Annotated in this window: 20 protein-coding genes; 10 read left to right on the top strand and 10 right to left on the bottom strand. The window is 70.7% G+C overall.

What is annotated here, in order from left to right:
* The first annotated feature begins 4 nt into the window (after positions 1 to 4).
* The 7 genes from FHX82_RS03225 (at position 5) to purU (ending at position 5,038) form a co-directional block, all read left to right on the top strand.
* Positions 5 to 505, top strand: coding sequence for a DUF2505 domain-containing protein (locus tag FHX82_RS03225; protein WP_145933106.1), 501 nt, complete (start codon positions 5 to 7; stop codon positions 503 to 505).
* Complete coding sequence (locus FHX82_RS03220; protein WP_145933105.1) at positions 484 to 1,275, top strand: class I SAM-dependent methyltransferase; 792 nt, start codon at positions 484 to 486, stop codon at positions 1,273 to 1,275. The genes FHX82_RS03225 and FHX82_RS03220 overlap by 22 nt, the downstream gene beginning before the upstream one ends.
* 115 nt (positions 1,276 to 1,390) lie before the next feature.
* Positions 1,391 to 2,098 (top strand): GNAT family N-acetyltransferase, encoded by a 708-nt coding sequence (locus FHX82_RS03215; protein ID WP_145933104.1) that lies wholly within the window; start codon positions 1,391 to 1,393, stop codon positions 2,096 to 2,098.
* Between the two features lie 68 nt (positions 2,099 to 2,166).
* Positions 2,167 to 2,844: a lysophospholipid acyltransferase family protein gene (locus FHX82_RS03210; RefSeq protein WP_183176450.1), complete on the top strand. Its 678-nt coding sequence runs from the start codon at positions 2,167 to 2,169 to the stop codon at positions 2,842 to 2,844.
* Complete coding sequence (locus FHX82_RS03205) at positions 2,837 to 3,553, top strand: DedA family protein (protein ID WP_145933172.1); 717 nt, start codon at positions 2,837 to 2,839, stop codon at positions 3,551 to 3,553. Before FHX82_RS03210 ends, FHX82_RS03205 begins: the two co-directional genes overlap by 8 nt.
* On the top strand, positions 3,438 to 4,154 hold the full coding sequence (locus FHX82_RS03200) for a maleylpyruvate isomerase family mycothiol-dependent enzyme (RefSeq protein WP_311733246.1): 717 nt from the start codon (positions 3,438 to 3,440) through the stop codon (positions 4,152 to 4,154). The genes FHX82_RS03205 and FHX82_RS03200 overlap by 116 nt, the downstream gene beginning before the upstream one ends.
* Before the next feature lie 23 nt (positions 4,155 to 4,177).
* Complete coding sequence (purU, locus tag FHX82_RS03195; RefSeq protein WP_145933103.1) at positions 4,178 to 5,038, top strand: formyltetrahydrofolate deformylase; 861 nt, start codon at positions 4,178 to 4,180, stop codon at positions 5,036 to 5,038.
* A 190-nt stretch (positions 5,039 to 5,228) separates the two neighbouring features.
* Here purU and FHX82_RS03190 read toward each other — a convergent pair whose 3' ends face one another.
* Positions 5,229 to 5,981: a hypothetical protein gene (locus FHX82_RS03190; protein ID WP_145933102.1), complete on the bottom strand. Its 753-nt coding sequence runs from the start codon at positions 5,979 to 5,981 to the stop codon at positions 5,229 to 5,231.
* A gap of 152 nt (positions 5,982 to 6,133) precedes the next feature.
* Here FHX82_RS03190 and FHX82_RS03185 point away from each other — a divergent pair, with 152 nt between their 5' ends.
* Positions 6,134 to 7,150 (top strand): phosphatidylinositol-specific phospholipase C domain-containing protein, encoded by a 1,017-nt coding sequence (locus tag FHX82_RS03185; protein WP_145933101.1) that lies wholly within the window; start codon positions 6,134 to 6,136, stop codon positions 7,148 to 7,150.
* A gap of 18 nt (positions 7,151 to 7,168) precedes the next feature.
* Here the strand turns inward: FHX82_RS03185 and FHX82_RS03180 are convergent, their stop codons facing one another.
* The 4 genes from FHX82_RS03180 to FHX82_RS03165 form a co-directional block, all read right to left on the bottom strand.
* Positions 7,169 to 8,170 (bottom strand): NADP-dependent oxidoreductase, encoded by a 1,002-nt coding sequence (locus FHX82_RS03180; RefSeq protein ID WP_145933100.1) that lies wholly within the window; start codon positions 8,168 to 8,170, stop codon positions 7,169 to 7,171.
* Positions 8,171 to 8,243: 73 nt separating this feature from the next.
* On the bottom strand, positions 8,244 to 9,488 hold the full coding sequence (locus FHX82_RS03175; protein ID WP_183176449.1) for a metallophosphoesterase family protein: 1,245 nt from the start codon (positions 9,486 to 9,488) through the stop codon (positions 8,244 to 8,246).
* A gap of 10 nt (positions 9,489 to 9,498) precedes the next feature.
* Complete coding sequence (locus tag FHX82_RS03170) at positions 9,499 to 9,936, bottom strand: SRPBCC family protein (protein ID WP_145933098.1); 438 nt, start codon at positions 9,934 to 9,936, stop codon at positions 9,499 to 9,501.
* A gap of 46 nt (positions 9,937 to 9,982) precedes the next feature.
* Positions 9,983 to 10,897, bottom strand: coding sequence for an ABC transporter substrate-binding protein (locus tag FHX82_RS03165; protein WP_145933097.1), 915 nt, complete (start codon positions 10,895 to 10,897; stop codon positions 9,983 to 9,985).
* Positions 10,898 to 11,003: 106 nt separating this feature from the next.
* Between FHX82_RS03165 and FHX82_RS03160 the strand changes: the two genes are divergently transcribed.
* Together FHX82_RS03160 and FHX82_RS03155 are read left to right on the top strand one after the other, a co-directional pair.
* Positions 11,004 to 11,687: an ABC transporter permease gene (locus tag FHX82_RS03160; protein ID WP_145933096.1), complete on the top strand. Its 684-nt coding sequence runs from the start codon at positions 11,004 to 11,006 to the stop codon at positions 11,685 to 11,687.
* Positions 11,684 to 12,406, top strand: a complete 723-nt coding sequence (locus FHX82_RS03155) for an ABC transporter permease (protein ID WP_145933095.1) — start codon at positions 11,684 to 11,686, stop codon at positions 12,404 to 12,406. The genes FHX82_RS03160 and FHX82_RS03155 overlap by 4 nt, the downstream gene beginning before the upstream one ends.
* Here FHX82_RS03155 and FHX82_RS03150 read toward each other — a convergent pair.
* From FHX82_RS03150 to FHX82_RS03130, 5 genes are all read right to left on the bottom strand, one after another.
* A complete protein-coding gene (locus FHX82_RS03150) occupies positions 12,342 to 13,814 on the bottom strand; it encodes an aromatic amino acid lyase (RefSeq protein ID WP_373308654.1) in 1,473 nt (490 codons plus the stop codon). The two genes, FHX82_RS03155 and FHX82_RS03150, sit on opposite strands and share 65 nt — an antisense overlap.
* Positions 13,811 to 14,362 (bottom strand): YbaK/EbsC family protein, encoded by a 552-nt coding sequence (locus FHX82_RS03145; protein ID WP_145933094.1) that lies wholly within the window; start codon positions 14,360 to 14,362, stop codon positions 13,811 to 13,813. Before FHX82_RS03145 ends, FHX82_RS03150 begins: the two co-directional genes overlap by 4 nt.
* Positions 14,363 to 14,411: 49 nt before the next feature.
* Positions 14,412 to 14,708 carry a DUF2516 family protein gene (locus FHX82_RS03140; protein ID WP_145933093.1) on the bottom strand — a complete coding sequence of 99 codons (297 nt, stop codon included), beginning with the start codon at positions 14,706 to 14,708 and terminating at the stop codon, positions 14,412 to 14,414.
* A 115-nt stretch (positions 14,709 to 14,823) separates the two neighbouring features.
* Entirely contained in the window at positions 14,824 to 15,450 is a 627-nt protein-coding gene (locus FHX82_RS03135) for a hypothetical protein (protein ID WP_145933092.1), read from the bottom strand.
* Positions 15,428 to 15,844, bottom strand: coding sequence for a helix-turn-helix domain-containing protein (locus FHX82_RS03130; RefSeq protein WP_229881222.1), 417 nt, complete (start codon positions 15,842 to 15,844; stop codon positions 15,428 to 15,430). Before FHX82_RS03130 ends, FHX82_RS03135 begins: the two co-directional genes overlap by 23 nt.
* Between the last annotated feature and the right edge of the window lie 107 nt (positions 15,845 to 15,951).

The following is a 15,951-nucleotide window of genomic DNA, read 5'->3' as shown; positions in this document are numbered from 1 at the left end:
GGTCATGGCATCCCGTATCGAGCACCGCGCCGAGTTCTCGCAAGGCGTCGACGAGGTGTTCGCCGCGCAGACCAGCGAGCCCGCGCTGCGGGCCCGGCTGGCCGAGGTCGGCGGGCAGAACGCGGCCCTGCTCGACCACACCGCCACGGCCGATGGCGTGCGCTTCACGCTGCGGCAGGGCGTGGGCGCGGACAAGCTGCCCTCGATCGTGCGGAACCTGCACAGCGGGGACCTGACCGTGGACCGGCAGGAGAACTGGACCCGGTCGGGTGGCGGTTACACCGGGACGGCCAGGGGCACGGTGAGCGGCGTGCCCGGCGAGATCAACGTCCGCACCGTGCTCAGCGCCGAGGGCGGCCGGACCCTGCTGCACGCGATCGGGGAGGTGAAGATCCGCATCCCGCTGGTCGGGGGCAAGCTGGAGGGCTTCGTCGCGGATCAGATCACCAAGCTGCTGAAGCGTGAAGTCGAGCTCTCGGCGCAGTGGCTCCAGGCAAACTCCTAGGCAACCCCACCCGAGGCACCACCAACCCCAACCGGCTGCGCCGGGTCGACCGCTGGCTCACCGCTTCGCCACGCGTGTCCGCCCTGCTGCGCCACGCGGCGAACCCGCTGGTGGTCGACCTCGGGTACGGGGCGTACGGCGTCACGACGGTCGAGCTGGCGCACCGGCTGCGGGCCGTTCATCCGCGCGTGCGGGTGCTGGGCCTCGAACTCGATCCCGAGCGCGTCGCCGCCGCCCTGCCGTCCGCCGAACCGCCGTGGCTGGACTTCCGGCAGGGCGGGTTCGAGCTGGCCGGCACCGCACCGGTGGTCGTGCGGGCGTTCAACGTCCTGCGTCAGTACGCCGAGGACGAGGTGCCCGGCGCGTGGAAGGTGATCCAGAGCCGGCTGGCGCCCGGCGGGCTGCTCGTCGAGGGCACGTGCGACGAGATCGGCAGGCTGTGCTCGTGGGTGACGCTGTCCGAGGACGGCCCGCTGAGCCTCACGCTGTCGGTCAAGCTCGGCACGCTCGACCGTCCGTCCACAGTGGCCGAACGACTGCCGAAGGCGTTGATCCACCGCAACGTTCCCGGCGAACCGGTACACGAGTTGCTGTCGCTTTTGGACAGTTGCTGGGCGGCGGCCGCACCGCACCAGGCGTTCGGCGCGCGCTTCCGCTGGCTCGAAACCGTGCGTATGCTCGTGACCCGTGGCTGGCCGGTGCTCGACGGGCCGAAACGCTGGCGGCTGGGCGAGCTGACCGTCCCGTGGCACACCGTCGCGCCGCTGTGAAGGGGGACAACCCCACCCTTCCCGCAGGGCAACCGGTACGGGCGAACCCGGAGATTCCCCCGATATAGCCCGAAACCCCTGGTAGGCGGTCGTCGGGCGGCGCCACGATCTGCGCATGACGACGCTCATCGACACCCGGTACGAAGCGCTCGTGACCACGGATCCGGCGCTCGTGGCCGCCTGCCAGGACCTGCGGCAGCAGGTGTTCTCCACCGAGTTCGGCGCGACCGCGGACCGCGACGAGTTCGACGAGATCTGCGAGCACCTGGCCGTGCTGCACGACGGCGAGGTGGTCGGCACCTACCGGCTCCTGCTGCCCGGACGCAGCGAACGCCTTTATTCCCAAGGGGAATTCCACCTCGACGCGCTGGCGCCGCTGCGCCCCGAACTGGTCGAGATCGGCCGGTCGTGCGTACATCCGGCACACCGCACGGGTGCGGTGATCAACCTGATGTGGACGACCATGGGCCGCTACGTCTCCGCGGCGGGATACCGGCACCTCGCCGGCTGCGCCTCGGTGTCGCTGGCCGACGGGGGCACCGCGGCCGCGAACACGTGGGAGCTCACGCGGGCGCGGCACCTCGCCCCGGCGGAGCTGCGCGTCGACCCGCGAAGGCCGTGGGTTCCGTTGCCCCGCAACGCCGAACGCCCCAGCTACGCCCACGTGCCCCCGCTCCTGCGCGGTTACCTCCGCCTGGGCGCGTGGGTGTGCGGGCCGCCCGCGCACGACCCGGAGTTCGCGGTCGCCGACTTCTTCACGCTGCTGTCGTTCGACCAGGTCGGCGACCGGTACCGGCGTTACTTCTTCGGAGACGTCAGGTGAACGCGTGGGCCGTCTGTTCACCCTGTACACCGCGCTGCGTCATCTCGTCGCGACCTGAGGTGACCACAATGCGAGCTGTGCGGCGGTGGCGGGACGTGGCTTCCGCGCTGACGCGGGGCGGGGACCTCCGTTCGAGGGCCCGGCGACTGCTGACGGACCTGGGGGTCGACTTGGCCAGCGACACCGACCGGCTGGGCGTACCCGGCCGCGGCACGCTGATCGTCGCGAACCACGTCTCGTGGCTGGACGTCGTGGCCGCACTGGCCGTCGAGCCGACGGCGTTCCTGGCGAAGCGCGAGGTCGGCCGCTGGCCGGTGGTCAGCTCGCTCGCGCGGCGGTGCGGCAGCCGGTTCATCGACCGCGACGAGCTGCGGGGGTTGCCCGAGGTCGTCGCCGGGCTCGCGGACACGTTGCGCTCCGGGCATTCGGTCGTGGTGTTCCCCGAGGGAACGACGTGGTGCGGCCGCTGCGGGAGCGGGACGTTTCGCCGCGCGGCCTTCCAGGCGGCGATCGACGCGGCCGCGCCCATCCGCCCGGTGACCTTCGAGTACCGGCAGGGCGCCGAGCCGAGCACCGTGGCCGCCTTCGTCGGCGAGGACACGCTGCTGGCGTCGTTGCGGCGGGTGGTGCGGGCAAGCGACGTGCAGGTGCGGGTGGAGGCGCACCCGGCGTTCGAGCCGGACGGCGACCGGCGGGAGCTGGCCGCACGTGCCGAGGCGGCCGTCCGGCGGGCCGCCCATGTTTGAGCTGCTGAACGGCGCCGGCGAGCTGCTGCGGGGCACCCTGTCCTCGCCTTGGCTGTGGCTGATCGTGTTCGCCGTCGCGGCGCTGGACGCGCTCCTGCCGTTCATGCCGAGCGAGACGACGGTGGTGACGGTCGCGGTGCTGCTGGGGCCGGACCTGCCGCGGCTCGCGCTGCTGGCCGCGGTGGCCGCCGGTGGTGCGCTGGCCGGGGACTGCCTGTCGCACTGGATCGGCCGGCGCGCCGGGCCGCGGATGCTGGCCCGCCTGCAGCGGGGCGAGCGCGGCGCGGCGCGCTACGAGTGGGCGCGCACGCAGGTCGACAGGCACAACGCGCTGTTGATCGTCGCCGCGCGTTACCTGCCCGGCGGTCGCGTGGCGAGCGGGCTGGCGACCGGCAGCATGGGCGTGCCGTGGCTCCGGTTCGCGTCCCTCGACCTGCTCGGCAGCGGGATCTGGGCGGTCTACAGCGTCGCGATCGGGTGTGTCGGCGGGGCGAGTTTCGCGGACGAGCCGGGCAAGGGGCTGCTGCTGTCGTTCGCATTGGGCCTGCTCATGGTGGCTGTGCTGGAGGTCCTCCGGCGGATACGCTCGCGGTGTGCGGCACGACGACTACCTGACGACGATCCGGAACCAGAGCGAAGCCCTGCGCTCGGCGGCGGTGCGGGCCGGGCCGGACGCCGTCGTGCCCACCTGTCCGAAGTGGACCGTTAGCAGGCTGGTCTCGCACATCGGTCGCGTGCACTCGTGGGTCAACGCGGCGCTGGCGGATCCGAGCGGGCAGGACGTGACGCCGGAGCGGCCGCCTGCCGACTGGGCCGAGCTGCTGCCGTGGTGGGACGAGCAGCTGTCGAGGATGCTCGCGGGCCTGGCCGATCCGAAGGCGCCCGCGTGGCTGCCGTTCAAGGCGTATCCGCAGGTGGCGGGCTCGTGGGCGCGGCGGCAGGCGCACGAGGCGGCCATCCACCGGCTGGACGCGGAGCACGCGCTGGTGGACGAGCCGCCGGTGGTGTTCGATCCGGAGCTCGCCGTCGACGGCATCGACGAGCTGATCGTGGGAATGGTGCCCGCGCAGCGGGACTGGAGTTCTTCTGCCTTCTCGGGGATCGTCGCGCTGCACGCGACGGATGTGGATCGCGACTGGTCGGTGCGCTTGTCGTCGGGAATGCCCCCGGAGATCAGCTTCGATCGGGCCGCCGGTGACGTCACGGTCGCGGGCCCGGCGGACGCGATCTACCGGCAGGTGTGGGGCCGGCCGAACGCGGCCGTCATCACCGGGAGTACCGAGCTGTTGGAGCCCCTGGCGGCGCCCTGAGCTGCGCGGGGGATGATGGCGGGGTGTCCGAACGACGTTATGTGATCACTTTCGGCTGCCCCGACCGCACGGGGATCGTGGCCCGCATCTCCTCCTTCCTCGCGGACGCGGGTGGGTGGATCGTGGGGGCGGCGTATCACACGGATCCGGACACGGGCTGGTTCTTCACGCGGCAGGAGGTGCGGGCGGACTCGCTGCCGTTCGGGGTCGACGAGCTGCGGGCGCGCTTCGCGGAGGTCGCGGCGTCGCTGTCGGCGGAGTCCAACTGGCGCGTGGAAGACACCGACGTCCGGCGGCGCGTGGTGATCCTGGTGTCGAAGGACGGGCACTGCCTGTACGACCTGCTGGGCCGGGTCGCGTCGGGTGAGCTGGACGTCGAGGTGTCCGCGGTGATCGGGAACCACGAGACGCTGGCGGGGATCACGCGGGCGCACGGGATCCCGTTCCACCACGTGCCGTTCCCGACCGGCGACAAGGCGTCGGCGTTCGCGGAGGTGCGGAAGCTGGTCGAGGAGCACGACCCGCACGCGATCGTGCTGGCGCGGTTCATGCAGATCCTGCCGCCGGAGCTGTGCGAGGCGTGGGCGGGGCGGGCGATCAACATCCACCACAGCTTCCTGCCGTCGTTCGTGGGCGCCCGCCCGTACCACCAGGCCCACCGGCGCGGGGTGAAGCTGATCGGCGCGACGTGCCACTACGTGACCGCCGACCTGGACGCGGGCCCGATCATCGAGCAGGACGTGATCCGAGTCGACCACGGCGACGCGGTGCCGGACCTGGTGCGCAAGGGCAGGGACATCGAGAAGGTGACGCTGGCCCGAGGGCTGCGCTGGCACCTGGAGGACCGCGTCCTGGTACACGGCAACCGCACGGTGGTGTTCTAGCCCAATTCTCCAGAGGTGGTTTGCGTAGCGGTGCCGGTAGCGGAACCTGAGGCGGCCCCTGGCTCCGGGATCTCCTCATCATGGCCGCCAGGTCACCACTTCGGAGCTGTCCTCGCCAGGACCCACCTCAGAACCCGCGGCGGTGCGAGCTGACGGCGCACACAAGCGGCTCCGCCGCTTCAAAACATGTTCAACCGAACAGCACCCAGGTCCCCGCGACGGCGAGCGCGTACGCCACCGCCGCCGCCTGGACGACTCGGGTGCGCCGCCGCTCGGGCCACGGCGTGAAGCGGAGCAGCCACGCGAGCGCCGGGAGGACGAGGATCCCGTGCATCGCCACGGCGTGCACGGGTTTCAGCGCGCCCGCGGTGGTGTACGCCAGCTGCGGATCGCCGCCGCGGGAGAGGGTGACGCCGTCGGCGATCATGAGCGCGCCCACGACCAGCGCGCCGACCAGCACGACCAGACCGCACCGCAGCGCCAGCAGCATGCTCGGCGCCAGCCCGCTCGTCGTACGCAGCGCGGCGACCGTAAAGCCGAGCACCGTCACGATGATCACCGCCCCACCGAGGGCGAGCGTCATCGAGACGAGCGTGTCGAACCCGGTCTCGAAGTTGAAGTGCGACGGCACACCGCGCCACACCTGCAGCGTCACGAGCGCGACCTCGACGACGCTCACCGCGGTGAACGCACCCAGCAGGACCGCCCGGGCCCGCGAGGGCATGCGCAGGAAGGACGTCGCCCACGCGAGGGTGGCCAGCGTGAGCCCGAACGACAGCCCGAACGTCGTGGCCTTCCGGTAGGACACCGGCCCTTCCCACGTCGTACCGGACACGAGCAGCACCGCAAGGTGGACCAGACCACTGAGGAACAGCACGGCAGCCACGCCGTAGGCGATGCGCTCCACGGGCCGGACCCGCGTCTGCGGGATCGTCGTCGTCATGCCGACCAGTCTTGGCTCGACCGGGCGCCGAAGCGTCCCCCTACGAACGGCTCTGCCGCGTACGTTCCCCGGCGCAGTACCTTCCCGTCAGATGTGAATCATTTTCTGGTAACGCTGGTCGGCCAGGGTTTTCCCGACGGGAAGGAGACCTGATGAGGTTCGTCCGAGCACTGGGAGTCCTGCTGGCCGCGACGGTGATCGCCGCCCCGCAGGCGAGCGCCGCCGACACCGGCACGCTCAAGCTGTCGCAGGCGACGACAGTGGGGGTGCACAACACGTACGACAAGGCCGCCTACAACTACCTGGCACAGGGGCTCGACTCGGGCAGCTCGCTGATCGAGCTGGACGTGTGGGACAACATTCTCACCAAGACCTGGCAGGTCAGCCACTCGAACCCGATCGGGAACGACAACAACTGCGTCGCGCCGTCGAACCTGTACGGCGGCAGCCAGAACCAGTCGTTCGGCACGTGCCTCGCGGACATCCGCACCTGGCTGGCGGCGCACCCCGACGCCGGCCCGGTCGTCGTCAAGGTCGAACTGAAGCTCGGGTTCGACGACCGCGACGGGATGGGGCCCGACGAGTTCGACGCGTACGTCAAGGCCAACGCGGGCAGCGCGCTGTTCAAGCCCGCCGACCTGATCGGTTCGTACTCCACTTTGGACGATGCGGCTCGCGCGAACGCCTGGCCCACCAGGAACGCGTTGAAGGGGAAGATGATCCTGGAGGTCATCCCCGGCACGGTCGAGCAGTCCAACCCGACGGACACCCTGCACACCGACGTCGAGTACGCCACCTACCTGAAGAACCTCAAGGCGGCGGGCACCCTCGGCAACGCGACCGCGTTCGCCAGCGTCCTGGGCGCCAAGTCCGGCGACCCGCGCACCCAGTACTCGGACACGTCGATCCGGCCGTGGTTCGTGTTCTTCGACGGCGACGCGAGCGCCTACGTCGACGGCGGTATCGATACGTCGTGGTACGACACCAACCACTACTTCCTCATCATGACCGACGCGCAGAACGTGTCGCCCGCGATCGACGACACGAACCCGACGGTGCAGCAGGCGACCGACCGCGTCACGCAGCTGGCGGGCAAGCACGCGAGCGTGGTCAGCTCCGACTGGCGGACCCTGACGACGGTGCTCCCGCTGGTCCTGCCGCGCGGCTGAGCTGACTGGCCGGAGCGATCACAGGCGCACCAGCATCTTGCCCGTGTTCGCTCCGGCCAACAGGTCCAGGAAAGCTTGCGGCGCGTTGCGGATGCCGTCGACGACCGTCTCCTCGTGCTTGAGTCGGCCGTCCTTCACCAGCGGCGCCACCTCGGCCAGGAAACGCTCACGCAGGTGCGCGTGGTCGCCGACGAGGAAACCACGGATGGTCAGCCGCTTTCCGACGATCTTGAACAGGTTCCGCGGCCCGGGCGGGGGCTCGGCCGCGTTGTAGGTCGAGATCATCCCGCAGATCGCGAAGCGGGCGTGCACGTTGGCCGCCTCGACAGCTGCTTCGAGGTGGTCGCCGCCGACGTTGTCGAAGTACACGTCGACACCCTCGGGCGCAGCCTTCATGAGCTGCTCCGTCACGGGCGCCTGCTTGTAGTTGAAGGCCGTGTCGAAGCCCAGGTCCTCGGTCAGGTGCCGGACCTTCTCGTCGGAACCGGCGCTGCCGATCACCCGCTTGGCGCCCTTGAGCTTCGCCAGCTGCCCGACGACGGAACCGACCGCACCCGCCGCGCCGGACACGAAGACCGCGTCGCCCTCCTTGAACTGGGCGACGTCGAGCAGTCCGGCGTACGCCGTCAACCCCGTCATCCCGAGCACGCCGAGGTACGCGGAGAGCGGCGCGGCGTCCGGGTCGACCTTGCTCACCTGCTTCGCGTCGACCACGGCGTGCGTCCGCCAACCCAGACCGTGCAGCACGACGTCGCCCGGCCGAACGGAGTCCACAGTGGACTCCACGACCTCGCCGAGTGCACCACCCTGCATGACCTTGCCGACCTCGTACGGCTCCACGTACGACTTCGCCGCGCTCATCCGGCCGCGCATGTACGGGTCGACGCTGATCAGAAGGTTGCGGACGAGGAGCTGCCCCGGCCCCGGCCGCGGTACGTCGGTGTCCACAATGGAGAATTCGTCCAGCGTGGGCCACCCCTGCGGGCGCGCCGCCAGCCGGACCTCGGTTGCCGTGTTCAATCCCACTCCCAACGTCGCTCTTCGCCTCGGGCTACCCACGCGCCAGGCGCGTGCAACACCCGAAGGGGCGACCTCACAACGCCCGAAAGCGGGACCGCGCCTCGACCTCGCCGTGCCGCTCGATCTCCGCGGGCCAGCGGAACCCCGACAGCCCACGGGCGGAGGCCGATTCCATCGACGACCACGAGTCCTCGTCGGTCCACCGCCACAGCACTCCGCCCGGCCCCATGGCGGGGTGCAACGCCACCTGCACCGCTGCCCGGTCGAGCACGGGCCCGGTCCAGCGCTGCGTCCCGCACCCGGGCAGGTCCACCTCGACAGCGAGCCTTCCGGCGCTGGGACCTGCCCAGAACTCGCGCCCCGGCGAGGACAACCAGCCGCCGCCGGTCCGGATCTGCAGAAGCAGGATCCCGTCGAAGCCCCGCGGCGGCCGGACGGCGTCCACCACCGGCCAGTCCTTCGCGCCTCCCGCCGGAAACGGCCATTCGAGCCGCTCCCGGACGTTCCCGTGGACGTCGAGCACCTGGTAGCGCGACCCCGCACGATCGACGGCCAACTGCGTCACGTGCAGGTACTCGACACCCTCGGGCATGTGCGGGCTGGTGCCCGCACCGGCCGACGTGACCTGGGGAATCCCTTTCCGCACCTGCACGTCGAAGGCGATGACGTGGCTGCACAAGTAGGCGTCGACGCCCCGGCGCACCAGCGCGTCCCAGAACCGCTCCCGCTCGTCCGGCTTGAAGCACCACTGGGGCGCCTCGGAGTAGCCGTTGACCGGGAAGACCGGGTAGTGCCCGGCGACGAACTTGTACTCCGCGTCGGCGTGCTCGGCCAGGACCCGCTCCAGCCAGGCGGTGTCGTCGAAGCGGAACGCGGACTCGTACTCGTCGCTGCGCTCGGGCTGGTGCAGGCAGACGTACAGCAGGTTGCCGCGCCGGACGTAGTACGCGAGCCCGCGCTGGTCTTCCGGACCGTTCGGCGGGATCTGCGGGTTGTGGCGCCGGAAGACCGGTTCGCACTCGGCCGAGTAGCAGTGGTGGTTGCTGGTGGCCTGGTACAACGGCAGCCCGGCGTCACGGGCCCACCGCATCTCGACGTCGAGCCAGTGCCGCCACTGCCCCGCGTCCGCGCCGTCCATCACGGCGTCCCCGGGGAACGCGAGGAACTCCGGGCGAGGCCGGAGCCGCCGGATGACCTCGGTCACCCGGCGGCGCCGGGCCTCGTGCGGGCAGCCGGGCTCACCGGAGGTCGAGTCGCTGTACAGCACGAACTGGTGGCCCGACTCGTCGCGCGGAGTCAGCGCGACGATGTCCTCCACCAGCCGTCCCTCAGGCGACTTCGGCCAGCTTCCCGAGCACGCCGTCGTAGATACGCTTCAGACCGGCCGGCGCGAAGGTCTTCTCGAAGAAGCCTCCGATGCCGCCCGCGCCCTGCCACGTGGTCTCGATGCGCACGAGGCTGCGGCCCGCGCCTGCCTCCCGCACGGTCCACGTGGTGACCATGCTCGAGTTGCCGTCGGTCTCGACGAGCTTGCCCGGCTCCGGCTCGGTCACGGTCACCGCGACGTCACGCACCCGCTTGGACGTGGCCTGCAGCTTCCACTTCGCCTTCGTGCCCGCGCCCTTGCCGCCCTCGATGACCTCGTAGTCCCGGTACTGCTCGGTCAGGATCCTGGGCCGGGTGCCGGCGTAGTCGGCGACGAGTTCGCGCACCTTCTCCACCGGCGCGTCGATCGTGCGTTCCGCGGTGGCCGTGACCTGAGCCATGCTCACTCCCCGATTCCGTCGTGGTTCTCGACCGCGACTCTAGTGATCAGGCGAGGCCCTGCTTGCTCAGCCAGTCCTTCGCGACGTCCGCCACCGTGTCACCGTCCGCGTCGACCTGCTTGTTCAGGTCACGCAGCTCCGGGGTGGTCAGCTTCGCGCTCACCGCGTTGACCACCGCCGCGAAGTCCGCGCCCCGCTCGTCGAGGACCTTCTTGTTCACCGCGGGCACGATGTTCTCCGTCGCCACGATGTTCAGGTCGTCCTGCAGGACCGTGTAGTCCGGGTCGGCGGTCGGCGGGCTCACCGAGTCGACCGGGATCACCGTGACGGCGCCCGACTTCAGCTGCTCCAGCCGCGGACCCGCCTCCTGGATGCTCTGGAACGTGACGTTCAGCTTGTACGTGTCACGGAAGCCCACGAAGCAGTTCGCGCGGGTGCCGCACTCCGGCGGGCCGCCGAGCACGACCTTGTCCAGCTTCTTGAGGTCGCTGATCTTGGTCAGGCCCTGCTGCTTGGCCAGGTCCGACTTCACGATGTACGTGTTCTTGTTCTCCGCCGGCGCGTAGTTCAGCAGCTCGACGCCCGACGGCGCGAACAGCTGCGCGAGCTTGGTGTGCTCGGAGTCCGCGTCGGTCGGCGCCTGCTCGTTGAAGCCGCTGCTGATGGCCGCGCCCTGGTACTCGGGGATGAACTGCAGTTCCCCGGACTTCAGCGACGGGTACACGAGCTCGCGCGAGCCGATGTTGAACTTCCGCGTCACCGGGTAGCCCTTGGCCTCCAGCGCCTGCGAGTACAGCTCGGCGAGGATCTGGCTGTCGGTGAAGTTGAACGACGCCACGACGATCGGGCTCCCGCCCTTGCTCGGCGCGGCCGACTGGTCACTTCCCCCTCCGCAGGCGGCCAGCCCGAGCACCGCGGCGGCGAGCACCACCCCGGCCTTGAGACCCCTTGTCCAGCGCATCCCGTTTCACCCTCCAGTTCGGCACGGTCAGAGGAACCCTAACCGCGACCACCGACAGAAACCACATCGTGGGAAATCACCTCCCCTTACGACCTATGCTCGCCGGGTGAACGTGATCGTGCTGGCCGACTCCGACCGGCCGCTGTTCGAGTGGCGCTGGGTGGAACGCAACGCCGACAACATCCTCCAGCGGCTGGGCGAGCACCTGTCCCTGACCGCCACGGCGCTGGCGATCGGGCTGGTGGTGTCGATCGGCCTGGCCGTGCTCTCGCTGCGCTGGCGCTGGTTCTACCCGGTCGCGCTGTCGACCGCGGGCGCGCTGTACGTCGTCCCCAGCCTCGGCGCGTTCGCGCTGCTCGTGCCGTTCTTCGGGCTGTCGTTCACCACCGCGGTGATCCCGCTCGCCACCTACACGCTGCTGATCCTGCTGCGCAACATCGTCACGGGCATCGAACAGGTGCCCGCCGACGTGCGGGAGGCGGCGGTCGGGATGGGCTTCACGCGGGCGAAGCTGCTGGTCCGCGTCGAGCTGCCGCTGGCGCTGCCGGTCGTGATCGCCGGGCTGCGGGTCGCGGCGGTCACCACGATCGGGCTCGTCACCGTCACCTCGATGCTGGGCATGGGCGGCCTCGGGTTCTTCATCCGGCAGGGCATCCAGACCACCACGCCCAACCCGACGGCGATCATCGTCGGCATCGGGTTGTCCATCGTGCTGGCCGTGGTGGTCGACCTCCTGCTCTGGCTGTCGGAACGGGCACTGGCCCCCTGGACCCGGAAGGGGCGTGCATGAGCAACATCCTTTCGGAGGCATGGGACTGGCTCGGTCAGCCGAACAGGTGGAGTTGGACCGACCCGGCGGGCATCCCGTACCGGACCGTCGAGCACCTGAGTTTCTCCGCGTTGTCGCTGGTCATCGCGGCCGCGCTGACCATTCCGCCCGCGCTGTGGCTCGCGCACTCCCGCCGCGGCGCGTTACTGGCGAGCAGCGTGGTCAACATCGGCAGGGCGATCCCGAGCTTCGGGCTGATCATCCTGTTCTGGTTCCTGGCCAGCCGATGGGACCTGAACACCGACTTCTGGCCGCTGCTCATCGCGCTGGTCGCGCTCGCGCTGCCGCCGCTGTTCACCAACACCTATGCCGGCGTGGTCTCGGTCGACGCCGACGCGGTGGACGCGGCCCGCGGCACCGGCTACACCGAGGGCCAGATCATGCTGCGGATCGAGCTGCCGTTGTCGTTGCCGGTGATCCTCGCCGGGGCGCGCGTCGCGTTCCTGCAGCTCGTCGCGACGGTCGCGATCGGCGCGATCGTCAACGACGGCGGCGGGCTCGGGCGCTACATCGTGGACGGGTTCGCCCAGGGCCGCGCCGGCTACGGCGAGATCCTGGCCGGCGGCGTCGCGGTCGTCGTGCTCGCGCTGCTGTGCGAGGGGGCGTTCACGCTGATCACGCGCTGGGCGGTGCCGAAAGGACTGACGATCCAGAGCGCAAGGCAGCCACAAGTGCTGTGAGCTCGGGCCCGAGCGACCGGTCCTCGCCGAGCGGCGGGACCAACTCGCCGAGCCGCCGGTGCACGTCCCGCAGAGCGGGAGCGCCCGGTCCACCACGCAGGACGTGCGCCTGGTGCGCGGTGATCAGCTCGCTCGCGGTGATCACCAGCAGGTGCCCGAGCGCGGCCCGCAGCTGCTCGCCCGCCTGCAATGCGAAGACCTGGACGTCTTCCTGCCCCGAGGACGTGTCGAGCGCCCCCAGTGCGGCGGGCGCCGCGAGCCGCCGGAGCGCGTGCAGCTCGCCGACGGCCCGCTTGTGCAGCGGCGCCAGCCCGGCGTGCGGCCCGGGTTCCGGGGTGAGCTGCGCGGGAAGGCCGCTGAAACGCTCATCGAGGAGGCGGTGGGTGCGCTGCACGCCGATTTCGCCGAGGTGCACCAGCGCGGCGGTCACGGCGTCCAGGCGCAGCCCCAGGTCGACGGCGTGGAAACCGCCGGTCGAGATGAACTCGTCGTCGAGGAAGGCGGGCGAGTCGGTCGGGGTCGCGAGACGGCGCTCGGCAGCGTCGTTGAGTTCGTCGGCCACTCGATGGGCGTGCGCAAGCGCTTGCGGACCCACCCGGACCGACACGGGCGCCTGCACGAGACCGCGCTCAGTGCCGCCCGCGGTGAGTTCCGCGACGCGTTGCAGGACCGAGGCGAGGACGGTGTCCGGTCCGGCGAGATCAGGCCGGTAGAGGCCGCGCGGCGCGCCGAGGGCGTCGATCGTCAGTGCCGCGGCCAGGGTCTGCAGTTCGAGGGCCTGGCGTGTATCTCGGGAGCGCAGGATCCCGTGCGCGGTGGCGATCGGGGTGCCCTGGATGAAGGTCGCGCCTTCCTTGGGGCCCGGCCGGTACGGCTCGGCGCCGCGCGCGGCGAGGGCGTCGGCGGCGGTGCTGCCGTCGAGCATGGTGCCGAGGCCGAGGAAAGTCTGGAAGGCGTGGGACAGCGGGATGATCTCGCCCGCGGCGCCGCTGCCGGTGGCCGGTACGGCGGGGACGAACCCGTCGTTGAGGCGGTCGGCGAGGAACCGGACCGCGTCCGCGCTCGCGCCCGTCTCGGGAGTGAGCAGCCCGCGCAACCGGACGGCGAACAGGGCCCGCACGTCTTCGGCGGGCAGCCAAGGCGGGCCGCCCACAGCCCGCCCGACCAGCAGCCGCGCCTGGTGTTCGGCCTGCTGGGCGGCCGTGAGCGTGGTGCCCGCGAGCCTGCCCATGCCGGTGTTGACGCCGTACACGGGCCGTTCGCTGCTGGTCAGCGCGGTGAGGACGATCAGGCGTTGCGCGGCGACGGCGTCCAGCAGGTCCTCGTCGAGCCGGACGGGTGCCCCCTCGGCGATCCGCTCGATGGCGACGGGATCGAGGTCCGCGGGAGCGGTGACGACGACGGTCACGCGACGGGCTTGGCGAGGCCCTCGATGACTTCGGCGTTGGGCAGCGACGCGAGCAACTCGCCGGTGACCAGCAGTTTCCCGTTGCGGACGCCGCTGCCGATGATCAGCTCTGGCGAGTCGGCGACGGCCTTGTCGATGAGGATCGGCCAGTCCGCGGGCAGGCCGACGGGCGTGATGCCGCCGTAAGCCATACCGGTGAGTTCGACGGCCTCGTCCATGGGCGCGAACGACGCCTTGCGGGCGTCCAGCCGGCGCTTGATCACGCCGTTGACGTCGGCGCGGGTGGTGGCGAGCACGAGCGCGGCGGCGTACCGGACCTCACCGGCCCGCTTGCCCGCGACGATGACGCAGTTGGCCGAAGCCGTGAGGGGCGCGGAGTACGCCTCGCAGAACGCGGCGGTGTCCGCCAGTTCCGGGTCGATCTCGACGACCCCGACCTGCTCGCCGTCCAGCGTGGTGAGGGCCTTCGCGACCGGCTCGGCGAGCAGGTCGGTGCGCTGGTCCGCGGGGTGGACGGTCAGGGTGCCCGAGATGGTCCAGTTCCTCATGCCACGAGACTAGGACGCCTGTCCAACCGGTGACCGCGGGGCTGGTGGGCTACCAGTTCTTGCCGCCGCGCTGGACCTCGATCAGCTTGGGCCGTACGTCGACGAGGTAGACCAGGACGGCGACGATGCCGGCGAGCCAGAACAGCGTGCCCGCGCCGCCGAAGCCGAACAGTCCCATGGCGATGGTGCCGGCGCCGGTGATGGCCAGCCAGATCGGTTTGGTCTTGCGGTCCGCCGCGGTGAACGCATCCGCGCGCTGCAGGAGTGCGTGGAAGAAGGCACCGAGCCCGACGAGGGTCCCGGCCCAACCGATGACCAACATGATCCATTGCGCGATGGGCGGCACGGCTCCAGCCTACGTCCCTTCGTTTCCCGCGTGACGTGTCCCTTGTGACCAGAATGCCACGAACGGTCCGGTCCGCACACGCCGTGCGGGCCGGACCGTTCGTCGATGCTGCTCGTTACTTGGTGTTCTTCGGCGTGGTGCCGCCCGCGGGCTTCTTGGCCGCCGCGGTGGTGGTGGTCCGCTGGGTGGTGCCCGCCGGCTTGCGGGCCGGGGTGGACTTGGCGGCCGGCTTCGGCGCGACGGTCTCCTCGGCGTCCTCGATCTTCGCCGCGACGTCGTGGCTCTCGACGGCGACCTTCGCGCCGCCCTCGCGTGTCTTCTTGGCGGCCAGGCCCAGCACGTCCTCGACCTTGCCGCGGGCCTCGGCGCTCACGCCCTCGACCTGGTCGAGGACGGCCTTCACGCGCGGCTCGGTGAGGAACTTGTCCCACGCCTGCTCGCCGGTCTCGGCCAGCTTGTTGTACAGCCGGAGCGCGGCCTCGGTGTAGTCGTCGACCAGCTTGCGCAGCTCGGTCGGGTCCAGCTTCTCGCGCAGCGTGGTGACCTCGGTGGGCAGTTCTTCGATGTTCTTGCGCGCGACCTCGCCGCTCTCGGCGACGCGCTCCTTGGCCTTGCCGACGGCGTCGGCGACGGCCTGGCCGGCGAGGTTGCCGGCGCCGAGCGCGGCCAGGAGCGGGGTCCGGAGCTGCTCGACGGCGCTGTTCACGATGTTGCGCACTTCATCGGTCCGGGTGTTCGCCATGGTGCTCACTCTCCTTGATCGGAACGTCCGGCGAATGGGAGTTCGTGGGGTTGTTGTTCTCGCGGCGGAACGACTCGTACACGTCGAGCAGGACCTGCTTCTGCCGCTCGGTGAGGCCGGCGTCGGCGCGGATCGCGTCGGGCACCGGTCCCCCGGTCGGCAGGTCGAGGATGCCCGCCTGCACGTACAGCGCCTCGGCCGAGATCCGCAGCCCCTTGGCGATCTGCTGCAGGATCTCCGCGCTCGGCTTGCGGACGCCCCGCTCGATCTGGCTCAGGTACGGGTTGGACACCCCGGCGAGCTTCGACAGCTGCCGCAACGAGATCTTCGCGGTGTTGCGTTGCTGCCGGATGTACTCACCGATGTCGGAAGCGATGTGGCCAACCTTCTCCATCGGCCCCGCCTGCGAGCCGTCGAGGTCTCCCTCGTCTGCCATTCGGCTCATCTCCTCGCGACACCTCCCACGGTACGCCCTACTGCTAGCTCCTGCAAGCACCCTGC

Source organism: Amycolatopsis bartoniae (assembly GCF_014191255.1).
In the GTDB taxonomy this organism is placed as follows: Bacteria; Actinomycetota; Actinomycetes; order Mycobacteriales; family Pseudonocardiaceae; genus Amycolatopsis_E; species Amycolatopsis_E bartoniae.
Note: the sequence above shows the minus strand (reverse complement) of the source record. Positions and strands in the feature narration are given on the sequence as shown.

Excerpts from the sequence above, each read along its gene's own strand:
- FHX82_RS03225 (WP_145933106.1), top strand. The coding sequence starts at position 5 with ATGGCATCCCGTATCGAGCACCGCGCCGAGTTCTCGCAAGGCGTCGAC.
- FHX82_RS03215 (WP_145933104.1), top strand. The coding sequence starts at position 1,391 with ATGACGACGCTCATCGACACCCGGTACGAAGCGCTCGTGACCACGGAT.
- FHX82_RS03210 (WP_183176450.1), top strand. The coding sequence starts at position 2,167 with ATGCGAGCTGTGCGGCGGTGGCGGGACGTGGCTTCCGCGCTGACGCGG.
- FHX82_RS03205 (WP_145933172.1), top strand. The coding sequence starts at position 2,837 with ATGTTTGAGCTGCTGAACGGCGCCGGCGAGCTGCTGCGGGGCACCCTG.
- FHX82_RS03190 (WP_145933102.1), bottom strand. The coding sequence starts at position 5,981 with ATGACGACGACGATCCCGCAGACGCGGGTCCGGCCCGTGGAGCGCATC.
- FHX82_RS03185 (WP_145933101.1), top strand. The coding sequence starts at position 6,134 with ATGAGGTTCGTCCGAGCACTGGGAGTCCTGCTGGCCGCGACGGTGATC.
- FHX82_RS03170 (WP_145933098.1), bottom strand. The coding sequence starts at position 9,936 with ATGGCTCAGGTCACGGCCACCGCGGAACGCACGATCGACGCGCCGGTG.
- FHX82_RS03165 (WP_145933097.1), bottom strand. The coding sequence starts at position 10,897 with ATGCGCTGGACAAGGGGTCTCAAGGCCGGGGTGGTGCTCGCCGCCGCG.
- FHX82_RS03155 (WP_145933095.1), top strand. The coding sequence starts at position 11,684 with ATGAGCAACATCCTTTCGGAGGCATGGGACTGGCTCGGTCAGCCGAAC.
- FHX82_RS03145 (WP_145933094.1), bottom strand. The coding sequence starts at position 14,362 with ATGAGGAACTGGACCATCTCGGGCACCCTGACCGTCCACCCCGCGGAC.
- FHX82_RS03135 (WP_145933092.1), bottom strand. The coding sequence starts at position 15,450 with ATGGCGAACACCCGGACCGATGAAGTGCGCAACATCGTGAACAGCGCC.
- FHX82_RS03130 (WP_229881222.1), bottom strand. The coding sequence starts at position 15,844 with ATGGAGAAGGTTGGCCACATCGCTTCCGACATCGGTGAGTACATCCGG.